At 34.5% G+C, this 18623-nt stretch carries 20 protein-coding genes; all 20 read left to right on the forward strand.

The window, feature by feature from the left end; all coding sequences use genetic code 11:
• Positions 1-13: 13 nt before the first annotated feature.
• Positions 14-790 (forward strand): c-type cytochrome, encoded by a 777-nt coding sequence (locus tag JOC48_RS01585; RefSeq protein ID WP_204497287.1) that lies wholly within the window; start codon positions 14-16, stop codon positions 788-790.
• A 93-nt stretch (positions 791-883) separates the two neighbouring features.
• Entirely contained in the window at positions 884-1471 is a 588-nt protein-coding gene (lhaT, locus tag JOC48_RS01590) for a lipoprotein heptaprenylglyceryl N-acetyltransferase LhaT (protein ID WP_204497288.1), read from the forward strand.
• 121 nt (positions 1472-1592) lie between these two features.
• Positions 1593-2306: a sporulation protein YpjB gene (locus tag JOC48_RS01595; RefSeq protein ID WP_204497289.1), complete on the forward strand. Its 714-nt coding sequence runs from the start codon at positions 1593-1595 to the stop codon at positions 2304-2306.
• Positions 2307-2375: 69 nt separating this feature from the next.
• Positions 2376-3065: a zinc metallopeptidase gene (locus tag JOC48_RS01600; RefSeq protein WP_204497290.1), complete on the forward strand. Its 690-nt coding sequence runs from the start codon at positions 2376-2378 to the stop codon at positions 3063-3065.
• Positions 3066-3432: 367 nt separating this feature from the next.
• A complete protein-coding gene (locus JOC48_RS01605) occupies positions 3433-3789 on the forward strand; it encodes a nucleotide pyrophosphohydrolase (RefSeq protein WP_204497291.1) in 357 nt (118 codons plus the stop codon).
• Positions 3782-4582 (forward strand): 4-hydroxy-tetrahydrodipicolinate reductase, encoded by an 801-nt coding sequence (dapB, locus tag JOC48_RS01610; protein WP_204497292.1) that lies wholly within the window; start codon positions 3782-3784, stop codon positions 4580-4582. Before JOC48_RS01605 ends, dapB begins: the two co-directional genes overlap by 8 nt.
• Before the next feature lie 12 nt (positions 4583-4594).
• Positions 4595-4990 (forward strand): methylglyoxal synthase, encoded by a 396-nt coding sequence (mgsA, locus tag JOC48_RS01615; protein WP_204497293.1) that lies wholly within the window; start codon positions 4595-4597, stop codon positions 4988-4990.
• Between the two features lie 107 nt (positions 4991-5097).
• Positions 5098-6225, forward strand: a complete 1128-nt coding sequence (gene bshA, locus JOC48_RS01620; RefSeq protein ID WP_204497294.1) for an N-acetyl-alpha-D-glucosaminyl L-malate synthase BshA — start codon at positions 5098-5100, stop codon at positions 6223-6225.
• Between the two features lies 1 nt (position 6226).
• Positions 6227-7435, forward strand: coding sequence for a CCA tRNA nucleotidyltransferase (locus JOC48_RS01625; RefSeq protein ID WP_239584127.1), 1209 nt, complete (start codon positions 6227-6229; stop codon positions 7433-7435).
• A gap of 5 nt (positions 7436-7440) precedes the next feature.
• On the forward strand, positions 7441-8400 hold the full coding sequence (locus JOC48_RS01630; protein WP_338024211.1) for a biotin--[acetyl-CoA-carboxylase] ligase: 960 nt from the start codon (positions 7441-7443) through the stop codon (positions 8398-8400).
• Positions 8397-9233 (forward strand): 3-methyl-2-oxobutanoate hydroxymethyltransferase, encoded by an 837-nt coding sequence (panB, locus tag JOC48_RS01635; RefSeq protein ID WP_204497297.1) that lies wholly within the window; start codon positions 8397-8399, stop codon positions 9231-9233. Before JOC48_RS01630 ends, panB begins: the two co-directional genes overlap by 4 nt.
• Position 9234: 1 nt before the next feature.
• A complete protein-coding gene (gene panC, locus JOC48_RS01640; protein ID WP_204497298.1) occupies positions 9235-10107 on the forward strand; it encodes a pantoate--beta-alanine ligase in 873 nt (290 codons plus the stop codon).
• A gap of 11 nt (positions 10108-10118) precedes the next feature.
• Complete coding sequence (panD, locus tag JOC48_RS01645) at positions 10119-10502, forward strand: aspartate 1-decarboxylase (protein WP_204497299.1); 384 nt, start codon at positions 10119-10121, stop codon at positions 10500-10502.
• A 150-nt stretch (positions 10503-10652) separates the two neighbouring features.
• Entirely contained in the window at positions 10653-13451 is a 2799-nt protein-coding gene (gene dinG, locus JOC48_RS01650) for an ATP-dependent DNA helicase DinG (RefSeq protein WP_204497300.1), read from the forward strand.
• A 46-nt stretch (positions 13452-13497) separates the two neighbouring features.
• Positions 13498-14301, forward strand: coding sequence for a ComEC/Rec2 family competence protein (locus tag JOC48_RS01655; RefSeq protein ID WP_204497301.1), 804 nt, complete (start codon positions 13498-13500; stop codon positions 14299-14301).
• A gap of 209 nt (positions 14302-14510) precedes the next feature.
• Positions 14511-14681, forward strand: a complete 171-nt coding sequence (locus tag JOC48_RS01660) for a YpmA family protein (protein WP_204497302.1) — start codon at positions 14511-14513, stop codon at positions 14679-14681.
• Complete coding sequence (locus tag JOC48_RS01665) at positions 14647-15174, forward strand: cell wall elongation regulator TseB-like domain-containing protein (RefSeq protein ID WP_204497303.1); 528 nt, start codon at positions 14647-14649, stop codon at positions 15172-15174. The genes JOC48_RS01660 and JOC48_RS01665 overlap by 35 nt, the downstream gene beginning before the upstream one ends.
• Positions 15175-15221: 47 nt before the next feature.
• Complete coding sequence (locus JOC48_RS01670) at positions 15222-16403, forward strand: pyridoxal phosphate-dependent aminotransferase (protein ID WP_204497304.1); 1182 nt, start codon at positions 15222-15224, stop codon at positions 16401-16403.
• Between the two features lie 21 nt (positions 16404-16424).
• Positions 16425-17717: an asparagine--tRNA ligase gene (gene asnS, locus JOC48_RS01675; RefSeq protein WP_204497305.1), complete on the forward strand. Its 1293-nt coding sequence runs from the start codon at positions 16425-16427 to the stop codon at positions 17715-17717.
• Between the two features lie 199 nt (positions 17718-17916).
• A complete protein-coding gene (locus JOC48_RS01680; protein WP_338024212.1) occupies positions 17917-18612 on the forward strand; it encodes a DnaD domain-containing protein in 696 nt (231 codons plus the stop codon).
• The last annotated feature ends 11 nt before the right edge of the window (positions 18613-18623 follow it).

Consider the following 18623-nt stretch of genomic DNA (forward strand, 5'->3'; position numbering starts at 1 on the left):
AGGAGGGAATGCTGTGAAAAAGGGAAAAGGGATGGAATTTGTTGGCGATTCCCGTATTACTGCTGATAAGAAGAAATTTATACCTAAAGATTATTCTGAATACCCTGGTAAAACAGAAGCCTTTTGGCCGAACTTTCTCTTGAAGGAATGGCTTGTTGGGGCTGTGTTTTTAGTTGGATTCTTATGTATGACTGTTGCACACCCAGCACCACTGGAGAAAATGGCTGATCCCACTGATGCGGCCTATATACCACTACCAGACTGGTATTTCTTATTCTTATATCAATTACTAAAATATGAATTTGCAAGTGGTCCTTATAACGTGATCGGGGCAATTGTTATTCCGGGCCTTGCTTTTGGCGCATTATTTCTCGCGCCGTTTTTGGACACTGGTTCGAAGCGCCGCCCAATTCAACGTCCGATTTCAACAACTCTAATGTTTTTGGGAATTATATCTGTCATTTGGCTTACATGGGAAGCGGCTTCTCATGTAGAATGGGAAACACGTGCAGAGGAAAACAAGCCTGTACTAGAGCAAGAGGTAGATATTAATACGGAAGATCCAGGTTATGCGGTGTACGAACAAAGTTGTATAAGTTGTCATGGAGAAAATCTTCAGGGTGGAGCAGCTGCACCGTCATTAATTGGTATTGAATATGATGTTGACGAAATAAAAGATATTGCGGTTAATGGAATAAATACAATGCCGGCAGATCAGTTTGAAGGATCAGAAGAAGAGCTACAACAATTAGCTGAATTTATCGTTTCTGTAAATGAAGAAGCAGAATAATAATGTTGACTCCCCCGTCCGCTATTGATGGACGGGGGTTTCTTGTTTCGAAATAAATACAGATGAATTACTTACTAAAGGGGGTTAATACATATGGTGAAAGGTATCCTGCTTGATCGTAGATTTTTATTTTTATTGTTTATCATAAATTTAGCTGGAACCATCTATGGATATATGTGGTATGAAAGTCAATTAGCAATAACCCCATTAAAATTTATACTGTTTGTTCCAGATAGTCCAACAGCTAGCCTATTCTTTACAATTTTCCTTTTCTTTTATTTATTTGGAAGAAATGTTCCTTATATAGAAGCTTTAGCACTTGTTACATTATTTAAATATGGTATGTGGGCAGTTGTTATGAATCTTCTTACGCTTAATCTAAATGGTGAGTTGTCATGGTCTGGCTATATGTTAATTGCCTCACATGGCGCGATGGCTATTCAAGGCTTATTATATGCACCATTTTATCGAATTAAATGGAGGCATATCGTTTTAACAAGTATATGGACGTTACATAATGACATTATTGACTATGTTTTTGGTATGATGCCAATTTACTCATCGTTAACAACTTATATGAAAGAAATAGGTTACTTTACTTTTTGGTTAAGCATTTTATCTATTGGAATTGCCTATTGGTTAACGATTAGAAAAAGATCAATTGTAAAATATTATTATTAAAATAAAGGTCTAAACTTGTCTCTTCTCTCATACATATACAAGAGAATCAATGAGAGAGGGGATTTCTGTGAGACACAATATTTTTAACTATAGTAATATTTTAATTTTCTTAATAATATTTATGATAGGAATTTCCACGTTTACTATTCCTGTTTACGGAAATCACTCGCATGTAAGTTCTACTTTGTATCAGTATGAGCGATTTGTAGAAGATGGAAGGTACACGAGTGCATACAACCTTTTACAAAATCATAAGGAAGCATTAGCTCAACTCTTTAAGAATGAAACACCTGATTCTAGTGATGAGTTAATTTCTTTGCTAGATAAAAACTTAGCTATGATTCAAGACTCATCAATTAAAAAGACAAATAAGCTATCTAACGCTCTTTCTTTAGTGTTTGCAGTAGATTCCATTATTCATCCTCATGACCCTGCCTGGTTAAGTTGGAAGAAAAACTTGGAAGATAGAATTATTACCTATAGTAATCAAACAGAAATTTCTAACAAGCAATTAGAACAAATAAACAGTGATTGGAAAATTATCAATCCAGCGCTTCGTATTTCTTTGGCTGAAGAAAATTATGAACGTCTTGAAAGCACTTTTGAATCATTTAAGCAAAATCCTAATCAGGATGTAAATGCACAAGAGTTTGTCACAGTTTTTCGAGAAACTAGTATTTTAGATGTTTCCAATACAAACCAAAAAGAAGATAGTACATCATTTCTTTGGCTAATATTTGTTGTTGGTGGCGTCATTATGATTACATTATCTTATGTCGGTTGGAAAAAATATAAAGGTGAAAAAAACAAAAGTCAAAAACAGACTACAAATTAGTTGACTAAAGAATAAAATTTGACTAAAATTGACCTTGAAGACTAGGCATTTTGTAATGGAGGAATGTACATGTTTGCATCATTAGGTGGTTATCTTATTTATATTGCGCTCTTGTTAATAATTCCTTTATGGGCTCAATCTAAAGTAAAGAGGACGTATAAGAAATATACCAAAGTTGCCACTTCATCATATATGACAGGCGCACAAGTAGCACGCAAAATATTAGATGATAATGGTTTATACAATGTTAGTGTAGATGAAACAAGAGGTACCTTAACAGATCACTATGATCCTAGAAAAAAAGTAGTACGTTTATCTAGTGACAATTATCATGGCCATTCCATGGCTGCATCAGCTATAGCCGCACATGAAGTCGGTCACGCTATTCAAGATGCAGAAGCATATGCTTTTTTGCGTTTTAGACATGCATTAGTTCCACTCGCAAATTTAGGATCGAATACATCTTTTATATTAATATTAGCAGGTATGTTTTTAGGTTTTATGGAATTGTTTTTAGCTGGGATTGTATTCATGTCCTTTGCAGTACTATTCCAATTAGTAACTTTACCGGTTGAATTTGACGCATCTAATCGTGCGATGGGACAATTAGTTTCTAGTGGTGTAATAAGAAATAATGAAGAGAGACAAACTAAGAAGGTACTTAATGCTGCTGCATTAACTTATGTTGCCGCTGCATTAGTAGCTCTTGCTGAATTAATTCGATTTATCTTAATGTTTGTCGCATCTAATGACGATTAATTGCTCTGTACTATAAATGGATAATGCAACAACCTTTGGACATGACAGTTAAAATATAAAGGGTAAAAATCAATAGAAATAACACACAAAAACGCATGGAAAATGATTTCTTCCATGCGTTTTAATATTATACATTAAGAAGGTTAAGAAATAATCGATGTTATAAAAACAACTGCGTCAAACAAGAACATCGTTTTCCCTATATTTCCGATTCCTTTCTACTTTATTGAATAAATAACATCATATTCTAGAGGATTTTAGCACGCAGTCTTAATCAACGGTTCAATCATTTGTCAAAATTAGTTCTATTCGCTAACATGGAAGTGTTAAAATAGGAAAAAAAGTTTTTCAAAAAGGAGTTACTTTAATGAACCAGGAAAAAATATATACCACTCGCGAAATGCAAAAGCGGGTAGACAACTATATTGGGCAATTTAAAGAGGGGTATTTTTCACCATTAAGTATGCTTGCAAGGTTTACGGAAGAAATTGGAGAGTTATCAAGAGAAGTGAATCATGTATATGGTGAAAAAACAAAGAAACAAACAGAAAATGAAAATACTATTGAAAATGAGTTAGGCGATTTAATGTTTGTTATGGTTTCCTTTGCAAATTCTTTAAATATTGATCTTTCGAATGCATTTGATATTTCTATGACAAAGTTCGAGACTAGAGACAAGAATAGATGGACAAGAGTTAATGAGGAGGATATGAGTAATGAATAAAATAAAAGTAGTCGTGGCGGGACCTCGTGGTAAAATGGGTAGTGAAGCACTACGGATGATCGAAAAGGAAGAAGAATTAGAGTTAGTAGCCTGCATTGATCGAAATTACGATGGTTTTAAAGTGCAGGATATCGAAGGACTACCCCCATTCGAAGCATTGGTTTACAGCGATATTAATGAATGTTTTCAGTCAATTGATGCTGATGTCTTAGTAGATTTAACTACACCAGAAGTTGGTTACCAGCATACGAAAACAGCGATTCAATACGGAATAAGACCGGTAGTAGGGACTACTGGATTTACGAAAGAGCAATTGGATGAACTTAGCGATTTAGCAGAAGAAAAAGGGATAGGTGCTGTTATTGCTCCAAATTTCGCAATTGGTGCTGTGTTAATGATGCAATTTGCGAAATGGGCTGCAAAATATTTCCCAGATGTAGAGATTGTTGAACGTCATCATGATCAGAAGTTAGATGCACCCTCTGGAACAGCAGTTAAAACAGCCCAGCTGATTCAAGAAGTGCGTACTAGTAAGGAGCAAGGTCATCCTGATGAAAAGGAAACTTTAACGGGTGCCAGAGGTGCTGAACTTGATGGAATGAGAATACATAGTATGCGATTACCTGGACTAGTTGCTCATCAGGAAGTAGTATTTGGTTCAACCGGTGAAAATTTAACAATTAAACACGACTCTTTTCATCGTTCATCCTTTATGACTGGTGTTAAATTAGCTATTGATAAGGTTGTGACGTTAGATTTACTTGTTTATGGTTTGGAAAACTTAATGGAATAGGGGAGAGGGAAAATGAACATTGCACTTATTGCACATGATAAGAAGAAACCTGAAATGGTCAACTTTACTGTTGCTTATACAACTATCTTAAAGCAACATAAGTTGTATGCAACTGGTACAACAGGAAAACAAATAACGGAGGCGACAGGTTTAGAGGTGTTTCGTTTTCAATCAGGCCCGCTTGGCGGTGACCAACAAATCGGTGCTAAAATTGCTAATAACGAAATGGATTTAGTCATATTTCTACGAGATCCATTAACTGCTCAACCACATGAACCGGACATCATTGCATTAATGCGTTTGTGTGATGTCTACCAAATTCCAATTGCAACTAACATTGGCGGGGCGGAAATATTAATTCGTGCATTGGAGGATGGTTACTTTCAATGGCGAGAAGTCGTCAAATAACCTTTTCCAACACGCTAATTATTTGACACTTATTGGTTCTCATTTACCCGAAAAGTAAGCTAGAATATAAAATTGACATGAAAAAGAATTATAGTTGGGAGAATACGATGAAAAAAATAGGGATTACATGTTATCCTACTGTCGGAGGTTCAGGAATAATTGCCACTGAACTCGGTCAGTTATTAGCAAGACAAGGGTATGAAATTCATTTTATTACATCGAGTGTACCATTTCGTTTGAACAGTGTTTTTTCAAATATTTATTTTCATGAAGTGGAATTAAATCATTATCCGGTGTTTCAATATCCTCCTTATGATTTAGCGCTAGCGAGTAAAATGGCTGAAGTAATTGATAACGAGCAACTAGATATTCTTCACGTACATTATGCTATGCCCCATGCCATTTGTGCAATTTTAGCGCGCGAAATTGCACAGCACGATGTTAAGATTGTAACTACTTTACATGGTACCGATATAACGGTGCTTGGTATTGATAAGAGCTTAAAGAAAATGATTAAGCATGGAATAGAAAAATCCGATATGGTTACCGCTGTATCCAAAAGTCTAGTTAATCAAACTTTAGACATGTTACATGTCGAAAAAGACATAGAGGTTGTTTATAATTTTGTTGATGAACAACAATACTACTATAAACCTAACCCTGATTTAAGAAAGCAGTTTAAAATAAAAGATGATGAAAAAGTTATTGTACATATTTCAAATTTTAGAAAAGTAAAACGTGTAGAAGATGTAATTTACGCTTTTGAAAAAATTGTTGAACAAGTTCCATCTAAATTGATGTTAATTGGAGATGGTCCTGAATATACAGAAATACGTCAATTAGTTAAGGATTTAGGGTTGTCAAATTATGTATTGTTTTTAGGAAAGCAAAAAAATATTGCTGAACTTTTATCTTTAGCTGATTTAAAACTATTGCTTTCAGAAAAAGAAAGCTTTGGTCTTGTTTTATTAGAGGCAATGGCATGTGGAGTTCCTTGTATTGGAACGAATATTGGCGGGATACCTGAGGTTATTGTTCATAATAAAAATGGTTTTATTGTTGAAGTTGGAGACATTGAGATGATCTCTGATAAATCGATAGAGCTCTTATCAAACGAAAAGCTATGGAAAAGTTTTTCTGAAAACGCAATAAATCATGTCCAGTATTCGTTTCATTCAAGAAAGATATTGGACCAATATCTCCAGGTATATACGAAAGCATTGACTGGTGATTAATATGTTAGGTACTATTTTCCAGAGAGCAATAGAAGTGTTGGAAATCTTTGAAAAACACGGACATAAGGCATTTATAGTTGGTGGAGCCGTCCGTGATTACCAAATGGGAAGAAACATTGGAGATATTGATATTACTACATCCGCAACGCCCAATGAAGTATTAAAACTATTTGCTAAGGTTATTCCTGTTGGGATAGAACATGGTACGGTAATTGTTCGGTATAAAAAGGAGTCGTTTGAAGTTACTACGTTTCGCGTGGAGGGAGATTACTCGGATTATCGACATCCAGATCATGTTCAATTTGTAGATAATCTTGAAGCTGACTTAGCAAGAAGAGACTTTACAATAAATGCAATGGCTATGGACAGATATGGAAATATCATTGATCCTTTCAATGGAAGCTCTGACTTGAGTAAACACTGCATTCGTGCAGTTGGGGTTGCTGAGGAACGGTTTAGTGAGGATCCATTGAGAATGATGCGTGCCATTCGTTTTGCTAGCCAACTTGGCTTTGTAATTGAAAAAGAAACCTTAGGTGCATTATGTGAAAATGTTGAGTTAATTGGGAGAATTGCTATTGAACGAATTGCAGTAGAATTTTTAAAAATGTTTAATGGGCAATATATTGCTAACGGTATTACATTAGTTACAAAAACAAAAATGTTGAATTTTTTTCCTGTATTTAAAGATAATCCTAGATTACAAACGAAAATAAGGAAACATGAGGCCACTTTATTTTCTTATGGTGAATTAATAGCTGTATTACACTTGTATGATGAATGCGTTTCCATTGATGAATGGGTAAAAACCTGGAAACTTTCCAACCAAGTCAGAAATGAAGCAAAGATCTTGTCAAATGCTTGTAAATATTATTTTGAAAATGGCTTAACTAAATGGTTAGTATATACAATTCCTCCACAATGTGATGAAGGTTTTATTCGTTTAATTACTGTTTTTGGTAATGAAAAATCACTAATTTCAATCGAGAAATTGCGCAATATTCGTTCTGAATTACCAATATTATCGAATAGTCAGCTTGCTATAAATGGTAAGGATATTATAGAATTAAAACCAAATTATCCAAAGGGACCTTGGATAAAGCAGTGTTTGGCCGAAATCGAAAAAAATGTAGTGGAAGCAAAATTAATAAATAATCAGAACAACATAAGAGAGTGGGTAAAAAAATGGAATCCACCCGAAATCGATTAATAGAATTGTTAGAAACTAAAAACGATGAATTTGTTTCTGGTCAAGAATTATCAAATGAGCTACGAAAATCTAGAACAGCGATATGGAAACATATGAAAGAGCTTGAAAAAGATGGGTATATCATTGATGCAGTACCTAGAAAGGGGTATCGAATAAGAGAATTCCCAAAGAAATTAAGTTCAAATACGATACAGTGGGGTCTACATACAAAATGGTTAGGAAGTAAAATTATTCACAAAAAAAGTGTTCCATCAACGCAAAATATAGCCCATCAACTTGCTCAAGAAGGAGCACAGCATGGAACAGTAATTATTGCTGATGAACAAACTGCTGGCAGAGGAAGACTAGAGAGAAAATGGCATTCCATGAGCGAACAAGGGATATGGATGAGTTTATTGTTAAGGCCCAAAATACCACCTATTCAAGCTCCACAGTTAACATTACTTGCTGCAACGGTTTTAGCAGATATTCTGTTAAAGAAAGTTAATGTGAAAGCCTATATAAAATGGCCGAATGATATTATTCTAAACGACAAAAAAATAGCAGGAATTTTAACGGAAATGCAAGCGGAGCAAGATCAAATACAATACATCGTACTAGGGATAGGGATAAATGTAAATCAATCACACCATGAATTTCCAGAAGAGTTGAAAAGTATCGCAACCTCTTTAAAAATAGAGACAAATAAAACCCATAATATTCGAGATTTAATTCAAAGTATACTAACAACATTTGAACAAACGTATGATCATTATTTGCAAAATGGTTTCCATGATATAAAAATGAAGTGGGAATCATTTGGATATAAACTTGGGGAAACAGTTAATATAACCACCCCTAATCATACGTGGAACACTACAATTTTGGGAATAGAAAGTGATGGGGGTTTGTTAATAAAAAACCCTGATGGAAAAACAGAAAAAATTTATTCTGCTGAAATTTATAACGAGGGGAACACACGATGAAAAATAGAATGGATTTTTTAAAAATGAAGGATAATGGTGAAAAAATCACAATGGTAACTGCCTATGATTATCCTTCAGCTAAGATGAGTGAACAAGCAAATATTGATATGATCTTAGTAGGTGATTCATTAGGAATGGTTGTTCTAGGATATGATTCAACGATAAAAGTTACAATGGATGATATGATTCATCATGCTAAAGCAGTAAAAAGAGGCGCTACAAATACATTTATTGTTGTTGATATGCCTTTTATGAGCTATCATGTTTCGTTAGCAGATTCGTTGTATAATGCTAAACGTTTATTTCAAGAGACAAGTGCAAATGCTTTGAAAATTGAAGGCGCATCTGAAGAAGTTTTAACACTTACTTCAAGATTAACAGCCGCTGGCATTCCAGTTGTTGCTCACATTGGTCTTACACCTCAGTCCGTCAATGTACTCGGTGGATATCGCATACAAGGAAAAGATAAAGAAACAGCTGAGCAATTAATTAGAGAAGCGAAGGCTATTCAAAATAGTGGAGCAATCGCACTTGTATTAGAATGTGTTCCAATGGAATTAGCACAAATCATTACAAATGAACTTGATATACCTACGATTGGAATCGGAGCAGGTAATCATTGCGATGGACAAGTTCTTGTTTATCATGACGTCGTAAACTACGGTGTTGACCGATTACCTAAGTTTGTTAAAGCATACACGGATATAAATAATAGCATTGTAAACGGATTACAAGTGTATGTAAACGAGGTAAAAGAAGGGACATTTCCAGATGAATCCCATTCCTTTTCCATGAGTCCAAATGTATTATCTGAAATAAAGCTAGGTGATTAACATGTATATTGTAAAATCTGTAGAAGAAATGCAAGCCTATGTAAAACAGTTGAAAGCTGAAGGGAAAAGTATTGCCTTTGTTCCTACAATGGGTTATTTGCATGAAGGACATGTACGATTAATATCCGAAGCAAGAAATAATAATGATATAGTGATTACAAGTATATTCGTTAATCCATTACAATTTGGTCCGAATGAAGACTTTGATCGATATCCACGTGATGAAGCTCGTGATATAGATATAGCTAAGGAAAATCATGTTGATATCCTATTCATGCCAGATAAATCGGACATGTATCCTTCTGATCAAGGTATTCACATGGATGTTACTCAACGATGCAATGTCCTATGTGGTAAGTCAAGAACAGGACATTTTTCAGGAGTAGTGACAGTTTTAGTTAAGCTATTTAATATCACACTTCCTGATTACGTTTACTTTGGCATGAAAGATGCGCAGCAAGTTGCAGTGGTTGATTTATTAATTCGTGATTTAAATTACCCTATAACCCTTATCCCGGTTGCTACTGTAAGAGAAAATGACGGTTTAGCAAAAAGTAGTAGAAACGTTTATTTAAATGAGGAGGAAAGGCAGCTTGCACCATACATTTATAAAGGGCTAAAATATGGCCAGAAATTAGTGGTTGACGGGGAAAAAAATCCTGCTAACATTGTAAAAGAAGTGAAGAATTATGTTAGCAATCAAACACATGCTAAAATTGATTATGTTGAAGTACTAAATTATCCAAATCTTACGCCTGTTAAACAAATAAATAATCAAGTAATTCTTGCTATTGCTGTTTATTTTGAGAAGGCAAGATTGATTGATAATTTGGTAATTAACGAAGATGGGCTCCTATCTGAATCAATTTTGTAGGGGGAAAGAATATGTTTCGTACCATGATGAAGGCAAAAATTCATCGTGCGCGTGTAACAGAGGCAAATTTAAATTATGTTGGAAGTGTAACCATTGATGAAGAATTACTTGAACAAGTTGATATATTGCCGCACGAAAAAGTCCAGATAGTTAATAATAATAATGGTGCTAGGCTGGAAACTTATGTTATTCCTGGTGAAAGGGGCAGCAAAGTTATCTGTTTAAATGGCGCTGCTGCTAGATTGGTTCAAAAAGGGGATACGGTTATCATTATCTCTTATGCCATTTTATCCAATGATGAGTTATCAACTTTTAAACCTAAGGTCGCAATCATGAATCATAACAATGAAATTGAACAGTTGATTGATGAAGAACCACCATTAACGGAGTTATAACATAAAGTTATAAATTGTTTATATTAATTCCTACGAGGCTCTTATCAATTATATTTGATAGGAGTTTCGTTGTTTACGTACAAAGAGAATCAATTTTTAAATGATTTTTGAATTTTTGAATTTAAATTGTTATAAACTGGAGATGGAACCTTGAGAAAATTTGTTATAGTTGATTTGGAAACAACGGGGCATTCACCAACAAAAGGTGATCGGATAATTGAGGTTGGAATTGTCGTCATTCAAGATGGGAAAATCACTACGGATTATTCGACCTTTATTAATCCTGGCGTAGAGATTCCGCCGTTTATTACGAATTTAACTGGGATAAAACAAACGGATTTGTCGGATGCACCCAGCTTCGATTCTGTTGCAACAGACATTGTAAATCTTTTTAAAGATGGCTATGTAGTTGCACATAATGTCCCCTTTGATTTGGGTTTTTTAAATGATCAACTCCAGGAAGTCGGATATAAACCGTTAACTCAACCTGTTATTGATACGGTTGAGTTATCAAGAATTCTGTTGCCTATAGCACCGGGTTATAAATTAGGCCAACTAGCTGAGTATTTGGAATTGCAGCACAAAAATCCGCATCGTGCAATTTCAGATGCAAAGGTAACTTCTAAATTGTTTTCCTATTTACTTGATAAGTTAAATAAACTACCATATGAAACCTTATTCCAGCTTAAACAATTAGAGCCTCTGCTTAAAAGTGATTTAAACGACATATTCGATGATTTATTAGAAGAAAAATCCTTTCAATCTTTAGATAGAGATGATATAGAAATTTATCGAGGTATTGCTATAAAAAAGGATAAGCCTGCAACCAATAATGAACAGACCATTTCCGTTTCTTTTGGGGAGTTAGTGGATGGTTTGTATAACGAGAGTGGTATGTTGGCCAAAGCTATGGAACATTATGAGTTGCGTTCAGGTCAAAAGGAAATGTCAGAAACTATTTTCGATGCTTTTCAATCGCGAAAGCATGCATTAATTGAGGCTGAAACCGGAACTGGAAAGTCTTTGGCTTACCTCGTACCAGCTATTTATGAATCAGTATCGAATAAAAAGCGCATTGTTATTAGTACACATTTAACACAATTACAAGCACAATTATTTGAAAAAGAAATACCTTTGATTAAAAAACTATTACCATTTGACTTTACCATTGAGCTATTGAAAGGAAAACAGCACTATTTAAGCCTTAAACGGTTTGAAAAAGAACTACAATCACTCGGTCAAGATAATTATGATATTACGTTAACGAAGGCAATCTTATTAATTTGGCTGACAGAAACGGTAACAGGTGATGTTGAAGAAATACAATTACCCTCAAGTGGAAAGCAATTTTTTCATCGGTTATCTGCTGAAACGGAAGGTGGTTTAGATGTAAAATCACCTTGGTTTACACGTTCTTTTTATCAGAAAGCTAGAACAAAGGCTCAAAAAGCGAACATTGTGATTGTTAATCATGCATTAATGTGCGCAGATATTGTTAGTGATTACCAATTATTACCTTCTTATCAGCAAGTAATTATTGATGAAGCACATCATCTAGAGTCAACAGCAGCAAAACATTTCGGTCTTAGGCTCGATTATGTTAGTGTTCAATCACTTTTGAATCATGTTGGCTCCCTTGAGGAAGGCGAATGGCTTAAACGAATTGCTGAAAAATATCCTAAAGCAAAACAAAGGCTTGAAAATAGTCGCTGGAATTTTATTTGGCAAGAATCAAAAACGGACACAGATGAGTTATTCCGGTATCTGTTTGCATATGTAATGGACCAACAAACAAAGGATGTTTCGGTTAATGATGTTGGTCGATACCAGTATAGTTGGAATCAAGATAAAGAAATGAGTACTAAATGGAGTGCTATTAAGGAAATGGTTTCCAGGCTTTCCTTTAATTTAAGGGACCTTATTCATTTTTTATCTGTTACAAAAGAAGTTGTTAATACTACAGAACTTAATGAAGATAATGATGAATTAGAAGAAATTCAAACTGTTATTGATCGAATGCAAATGATCATTGATTATTTAGAACAGTTATTTTATCAGAACGACGATACATTAATTAAATGGATCGAAATAGAAGCATTCGGAGCAAAAAATTCGGTATATCTTTTTTGTGAGCCAATTGATATATCCAAGATTCTACGGACTAATTTATTCGATAAAAAAGCAAGTGTGATTTTAACGAGTGCCACACTGACGATGAGACAATCATTTTCCTTCATTAAGGAAAGACTTGGTCTTCAAGACGCAAATATTATGGAGCGTAAACTACAGTCGCCATATTCGTACGACAAACAAGTACAACTTATGATACCCAATGATTTTCCTTCCATTCAATATGGAAATCAATCTGATTTTATTCAAGCAACCTGTGAGGCAATATTGTCTTTGGCTGAGATTACAAACGGAAGGATGTTAGTTTTATTTACTTCCTATGATATGTTAAAAAAATCATATCAATTATTGAGGGAAATCATGGATGAAGAATTTATAATTATTGGGCAAGGGATTTCAAGTGGAAGTCGTGAACGTTTAAAAAAGAACTTTCAAGCTTTTGATCGTGCTATTCTCCTAGGTACAAGTTCATTCTGGGAAGGTGTTGACATCCCTGGTAGTAATTTATCTTGTTTAGTAATTGTTCGTTTGCCGTTCCAACCACCAGATCATCCCATATATCAGGGGAAGGCGAGTCAATTAAAGGAAAATGGTAAAAATCCCTTTATGGAACTTGCGTTGCCAAACGCAGTCATACGTTTTAAACAGGGATTTGGCCGCCTAATACGGTCGAGTACGGATAGAGGAATCGTATTTGTATGTGATGAGCGTATAGTTAAAGCACGATATGGGAAATATTTTACGGAATCTATCCCAGATGTACCAATTACTTACAAAAGTACCCAAAAATTAATGCAAAAGGTAGAGCGATGGCTATGATACGTTTTTAGTTTTTACATATCCTAACCTTTAGGGTGGTGAGAGCATGAAATGTGTCATTAACTTCTTTGTTTCTTATATCATTGCATGTACATTGTTAATTTCACAATTTGAACCAATAGAAACAATGGCAGCACCTTCTTTAAATAAAGGAGAAATTTATTTTGCATTCTTTGAACTTCCTGATGGAGAAGCAACACTTATAAGAACAGACAAGGAAAAAAATATGCTAATTAATACTGGTTCACAAAAAAGTGAAGAATCCCTACTTTTCCAGTTAAAAGAATTAGGAGTTCAGACAATTGATAAGCTTTTACTTACAAAGCAAACCATTGATTATTGCGGGAATGCAAATCGAGTCATTCACAGGTATAATATTGAAGAGGTATATCACGCAGGAAAATTAAGTAACATCTGTAAGAAGCAAGTAAGTAAATCAAAAACAACACAGTGGAAAGCTGACCAATCATTTTCCTTTGCAAGGAATTTACAAATAAATGTACTACAGGCAAAAGAAAATGGAGATATGTCTTTAGGGATTATTTATGGTAAAAATTCCATCTTGTTCTTGAGTCAGGGTAAGGTGGATAACGAAGAGCAGCTTTTAAAGATCCCTGTTAAACCAAATATAATAAAGATTGGTAACTATGCGAAGGGAAATTCACCAAGCTCATCTATCTTATCTAAATTAGACCCACATTTAAGTATCGTTTTTCATTGTGATAACTGTGTTCCCAATGAAGGACTAATCGAACGTCTAAATGAATCTTGGATAGACGTCTATCAATTAAAATACGTAGGAACAACTGTCATACGAATGGATTTGAATGATTACGAAATTTTATCATAAAAAAACTGTGCGCAGCAGGGTTGCGCACAGTAAAAAATAAATATGGGTTAGGGAAATTTGTTGAAAAAAATACAAAGTTGGATGTAAACTGATATAATGAAAAAGGTATTTATTTTCAACTGTAGTAGTAGTTTTCGTCATTTTACTTATGCTATGAGTAACAAATATTGAAAGTTTAACAAGTTCTTCTTTGAATGGAGGCAACATTTATGAATAATAAAATTGAAACATTATCAACAGTTAAGGTTCAACATTCCGATGATTTATACAAAATTGTAGATAGTCTTAATCGAACATTAAAGGAAGATGATTTAATGTTTGGACTTGCACTAGATGAGGAAGATCATGAAAAAGCGATATTTACCATTTACCGCACCTAATTGGTTTATTTGGTTAGTAGCTGGGTTAGTATTCATTTTCATTGTAATACTTGGGTACAGCCTCTATCTTTTCAATGCAATACAGGATAGAAAAGAGGATGGGTTTGATCAATCAAAACAATTGGTATTAAAAGAAACAACCATCACTAATATACAAGACATTACAAGATACCATGGTGACATATTTTATCATGTTGTGACTGGGAAGACGAATGACGGTGATGATGCTATTGCTTATGTTCCCGTAGGTCAAGAAGATTCGATAAAATTTTATTTAGCCAATGATTATATTGGTAAAGATGCTATTTTAGAAACATGGGAGACAAGATGTACTTCCTGTCATTTCATTGGAATAAATTTAGCAATAGACCAAAATCAACCGTTGTGGGAGATAAAGTACATAGATGAACAAGATCGTTATGTGTTTGAATATTTCTCATTAGAAAGTGGAGAGAGTTATGAGGAATTTAAATTAAGGAAATCTTTATATTAAAGAATACGCACCAATTAGTAAAATTTTGAATAGGGAAAGGTGATAAAATGGAGCTTGCAAACCGTGTAAAAACGTTAACACCATCATCAACATTGGCTATTACTGCGAAGGCAAAAGAGTTAAAAAAACAGGGACATGATGTTATTGGTCTTGGGGCTGGTGAGCCTGATTTTAATACACCAGAACATATTTTAGAAGCTGCTAATAAAGCAATGTATGATGGGTTTACAAAATATACTCCAGCTGGTGGAACAGTCGAGTTAAAAAACGCGATTATTAAAAAAATGAAACAGGATCAAGGATTAACTTACCAAAATGATGAAGTCATTGTTACTACTGGTGCTAAACACGCATTATTTACTTTGTTTCAAGTATTATTAAATCCTGACGATGAGGTAATTATACCTGCTCCTTACTGGGTAAGTTATCCAGAACAGGTTAAGCTTGCAGAGGGTAAGCCGGTAATTGTTGAAGCATTAGAGAAAAATGAATTTAAAATCACACCAGATCAATTAGAAAACATCATCACACCTAAAACAAAAGCAATCATTATTAATTCACCAAGTAATCCTACAGGTGTTATGTACACAAAAGATGAGTTAAAAGCAATCGGAGACATATGTTTAAAACACAAGCTGCTAATTGTGTCAGATGAAATTTATGAAAAATTAATTTATACGGATGAACCTCATGTTTCTATAGCAGAAATTTCTCCGGAATTAAAGGAACAAACCATTGTTATCAATGGCGTTTCCAAATCGCACTCTATGACAGGATGGAGAATTGGTTATGCAGTTGGAAACAATAAAATAATTAAAGCGATGACGAATTTGGCATCACATTCAACATCAAACCCTACTTCTATAGCTCAATATGCTGCTACTGCTGCCTACGAATCAACACAAGAGCAAGTGGATAAAATGCGAGAAGCTTTTAAAGAACGACTATCTAAATTATATGAGTGGATTACAGATATTCCTGGGATTCAGTGTGTCAAGCCTAAAGGAGCATTCTATCTATTCCCAAATGTCAGTGAAGCTGTTAAATTGAACGGCTTTGATACAGTAGATGAATGGGTGACTGCTTTATTAGAAGAGGAAAAAGTAGCGTTGGTTCCAGGCTCAGGGTTTGGATCTCCTAATAATGTGCGCTTATCTTATGCCATCTCTTTAGATCAACTAGAAGAAGCATCAAAACGAATCAAACGTTTTGTTAACAATCATCAATAAGCGATAACGGAGGTAACTATTTTGAAATCAACAATAGCAGAAGTTGCAAAACATGTAGGAGAAGAAGTTACGATTGGCGTATGGCTTGCTAATAAACGATCCAGTGGAAAAATTGCTTTTCTACAATTAAGAGATGGAACTGGATTTATTCAAGGTGTTGTTGTAAAAGCAGAAGTATCTGAAGAAACATTTCAGCTCGCAAAAAACATTTCACAAGAAACTTCTCTTTACGTAACAGGGAAAGTAGTAGAGGATACTCGTTCCCCATTTGGGTATGAATTACAAGTTAATAATATGGAGGTTATCCATGAAGCTATTGACTTTCCAATCACGCCAAAAGAACATGGTACGGAATTTTTGATGGATCATCGTCATTTATGGTTACGATCTAAAAAACAGCATGCCATCATGAAAATTCGGAATGAAATTATACGTTCCACCTATGACTTTTTTAATAAACAAGGGTTTGTTAAAATTGATCCGCCAATTTTAACTGGGTCAGCTGCCGAGGGAACGACAGAGCTTTTTCATACAAAGTATTTTGAAGAAGAGGCATATTTATCGCAAAGTGGTCAGCTGTATATGGAAGCGGCTGCCATGGCTTTTGGAAGAGTATTTTCTTTTGGTCCAACATTTCGTGCAGAAAAATCTAAAACGAGAAGACATTTAATTGAATTTTGGATGATTGAACCAGAAATGGCTTTCATGGATCACGAGGACAACCTCAATGTTCAAGAGGAATATGTTTCTCACATTGTTCAATCTGTGCTTGAGAACTGTGAATTAGAATTAAATACTTTGGAGAGAGATGTAGAAACTCTAAAAAAAATACAGGCACCGTTTCCACGTATTACATACGATAAAGCGATTGATTTATTAAAAGAAAAAGGCTTTGATGATATAGAATGGGGAGAGGACTTTGGTGCGCCTCATGAAACTGCAATTGCAGAAAGTTTTGAAAAACCAGTTTTTATTACCCATTACCCTACAGAAATTAAAGCATTTTACATGAAACCTGATCCAAATCGTTCTGATGTTGTATTATGTGCTGATTTAATCGCGCCTGAAGGATACGGCGAAATCATCGGGGGTTCTCAGCGAATCGATGATTTGGAATTAATGGAGCAACGATATAAAGAGCATCATTTAACTGGAGATGCCTATCAGTGGTATTTAGAGTTACGTAAATATGGCAGTGTCCCACATTCTGGGTTTGGACTGGGCTTAGAGCGTACGGTCGCCTGGATAGCGGGCGTGGATCATGTGAGAGAAACGATTCCTTTCCCACGATTACTAAATCGTTTATATCCATAAAGATGAAATCCCTTGTACTATAGTTCAAGGGATTTCTCCTATTTTGGTACAAATAAATAAGATGAACAATATTTGTATTTAAAAATGCCAGTCCTTTCCACGTTTTCTAAATAAAGTGTCGCCGTACCTTGATCATTTTATGTTACGATGAACTTCTGTTTATATAAGCGAGAACCATTCATGATATAATCATTGCGAGGTGAAATTTTTGACTAATAATTACTCATATCAAGCTTTATTTAAAGATCAACTTATCGTTCCATCCTTACTTTTAAAGCATTATGTCAGGATTGGCTTATCTGAGACAGAAGTAATGGTGATTTTGCAAATTCACCGTTTTTATATGGAAGGAAATCATTTTCCAACTCCCAATGAAATATCAAATTATATTACATTGTCTGAACAAGAATGTGCACAAACATTAAGGAAATTGATTCAAAATAACATGCTTTCGATTGACCAAAAACAAAACGAACAAGACATGTTAAGTGAATGCTATTCCCTTGAAAAATTATGGTCTCAATTGTATACATTAAAAGAAGAGCAATCCAATAATGTTTATGAACAAGAAAGAAATATTTTCATTTTATTTGAGCAAGAATTTGGCAGACCATTGTCTCCTTTTGAAATAGAGACAATTAATATTTGGATCGATGACGACGAACAACAACCCTCATTAATAAAAGCTGCATTACGTGAAGCAGTCTTAATGGGAAAACTTAATTTTAAGTATATTGATAGAATACTGAGAGAATGGAAGAAAAAAGGAATTCGATCTGTTGAACAAGCTAGAAATCATAGTAAATCATTCCATACTAATCAGAATAATAAAGAAGGTAATAAAATGACAAACAGAGATGTTTCTTTATACTATAACTGGTTGGAGGAAGAGTAGGGGGGGGAGAT

Origin of the sequence: Aquibacillus albus (assembly GCF_016908325.1) — a bacterium.
GTDB classification, from domain to species: domain Bacteria; phylum Bacillota; class Bacilli; order Bacillales; family Amphibacillaceae; genus Aquibacillus_A; species Aquibacillus_A albus.

Coding starts and splice junctions, on each gene's coding strand:
- lhaT (WP_204497288.1), top strand. CDS start 884: ATGGTGAAAGGTATCCTGCTTGATCGTAGATTTTTATTTTTATTGTTT.
- JOC48_RS01595 (WP_204497289.1), top strand. CDS start 1,593: ATGATAGGAATTTCCACGTTTACTATTCCTGTTTACGGAAATCACTCG.
- JOC48_RS01600 (WP_204497290.1), top strand. CDS start 2,376: ATGTTTGCATCATTAGGTGGTTATCTTATTTATATTGCGCTCTTGTTA.
- JOC48_RS01605 (WP_204497291.1), top strand. CDS start 3,433: ATGAACCAGGAAAAAATATATACCACTCGCGAAATGCAAAAGCGGGTA.
- dapB (WP_204497292.1), top strand. CDS start 3,782: ATGAATAAAATAAAAGTAGTCGTGGCGGGACCTCGTGGTAAAATGGGT.
- mgsA (WP_204497293.1), top strand. CDS start 4,595: ATGAACATTGCACTTATTGCACATGATAAGAAGAAACCTGAAATGGTC.
- bshA (WP_204497294.1), top strand. CDS start 5,098: ATGAAAAAAATAGGGATTACATGTTATCCTACTGTCGGAGGTTCAGGA.
- JOC48_RS01625 (WP_239584127.1), top strand. CDS start 6,227: ATGTTAGGTACTATTTTCCAGAGAGCAATAGAAGTGTTGGAAATCTTT.
- panB (WP_204497297.1), top strand. CDS start 8,397: ATGAAAAATAGAATGGATTTTTTAAAAATGAAGGATAATGGTGAAAAA.
- panC (WP_204497298.1), top strand. CDS start 9,235: ATGTATATTGTAAAATCTGTAGAAGAAATGCAAGCCTATGTAAAACAG.
- panD (WP_204497299.1), top strand. CDS start 10,119: ATGTTTCGTACCATGATGAAGGCAAAAATTCATCGTGCGCGTGTAACA.
- JOC48_RS01655 (WP_204497301.1), top strand. CDS start 13,498: ATGAAATGTGTCATTAACTTCTTTGTTTCTTATATCATTGCATGTACA.
- JOC48_RS01660 (WP_204497302.1), top strand. CDS start 14,511: ATGAATAATAAAATTGAAACATTATCAACAGTTAAGGTTCAACATTCC.
- JOC48_RS01665 (WP_204497303.1), top strand. CDS start 14,647: ATGAAAAAGCGATATTTACCATTTACCGCACCTAATTGGTTTATTTGG.
- JOC48_RS01670 (WP_204497304.1), top strand. CDS start 15,222: ATGGAGCTTGCAAACCGTGTAAAAACGTTAACACCATCATCAACATTG.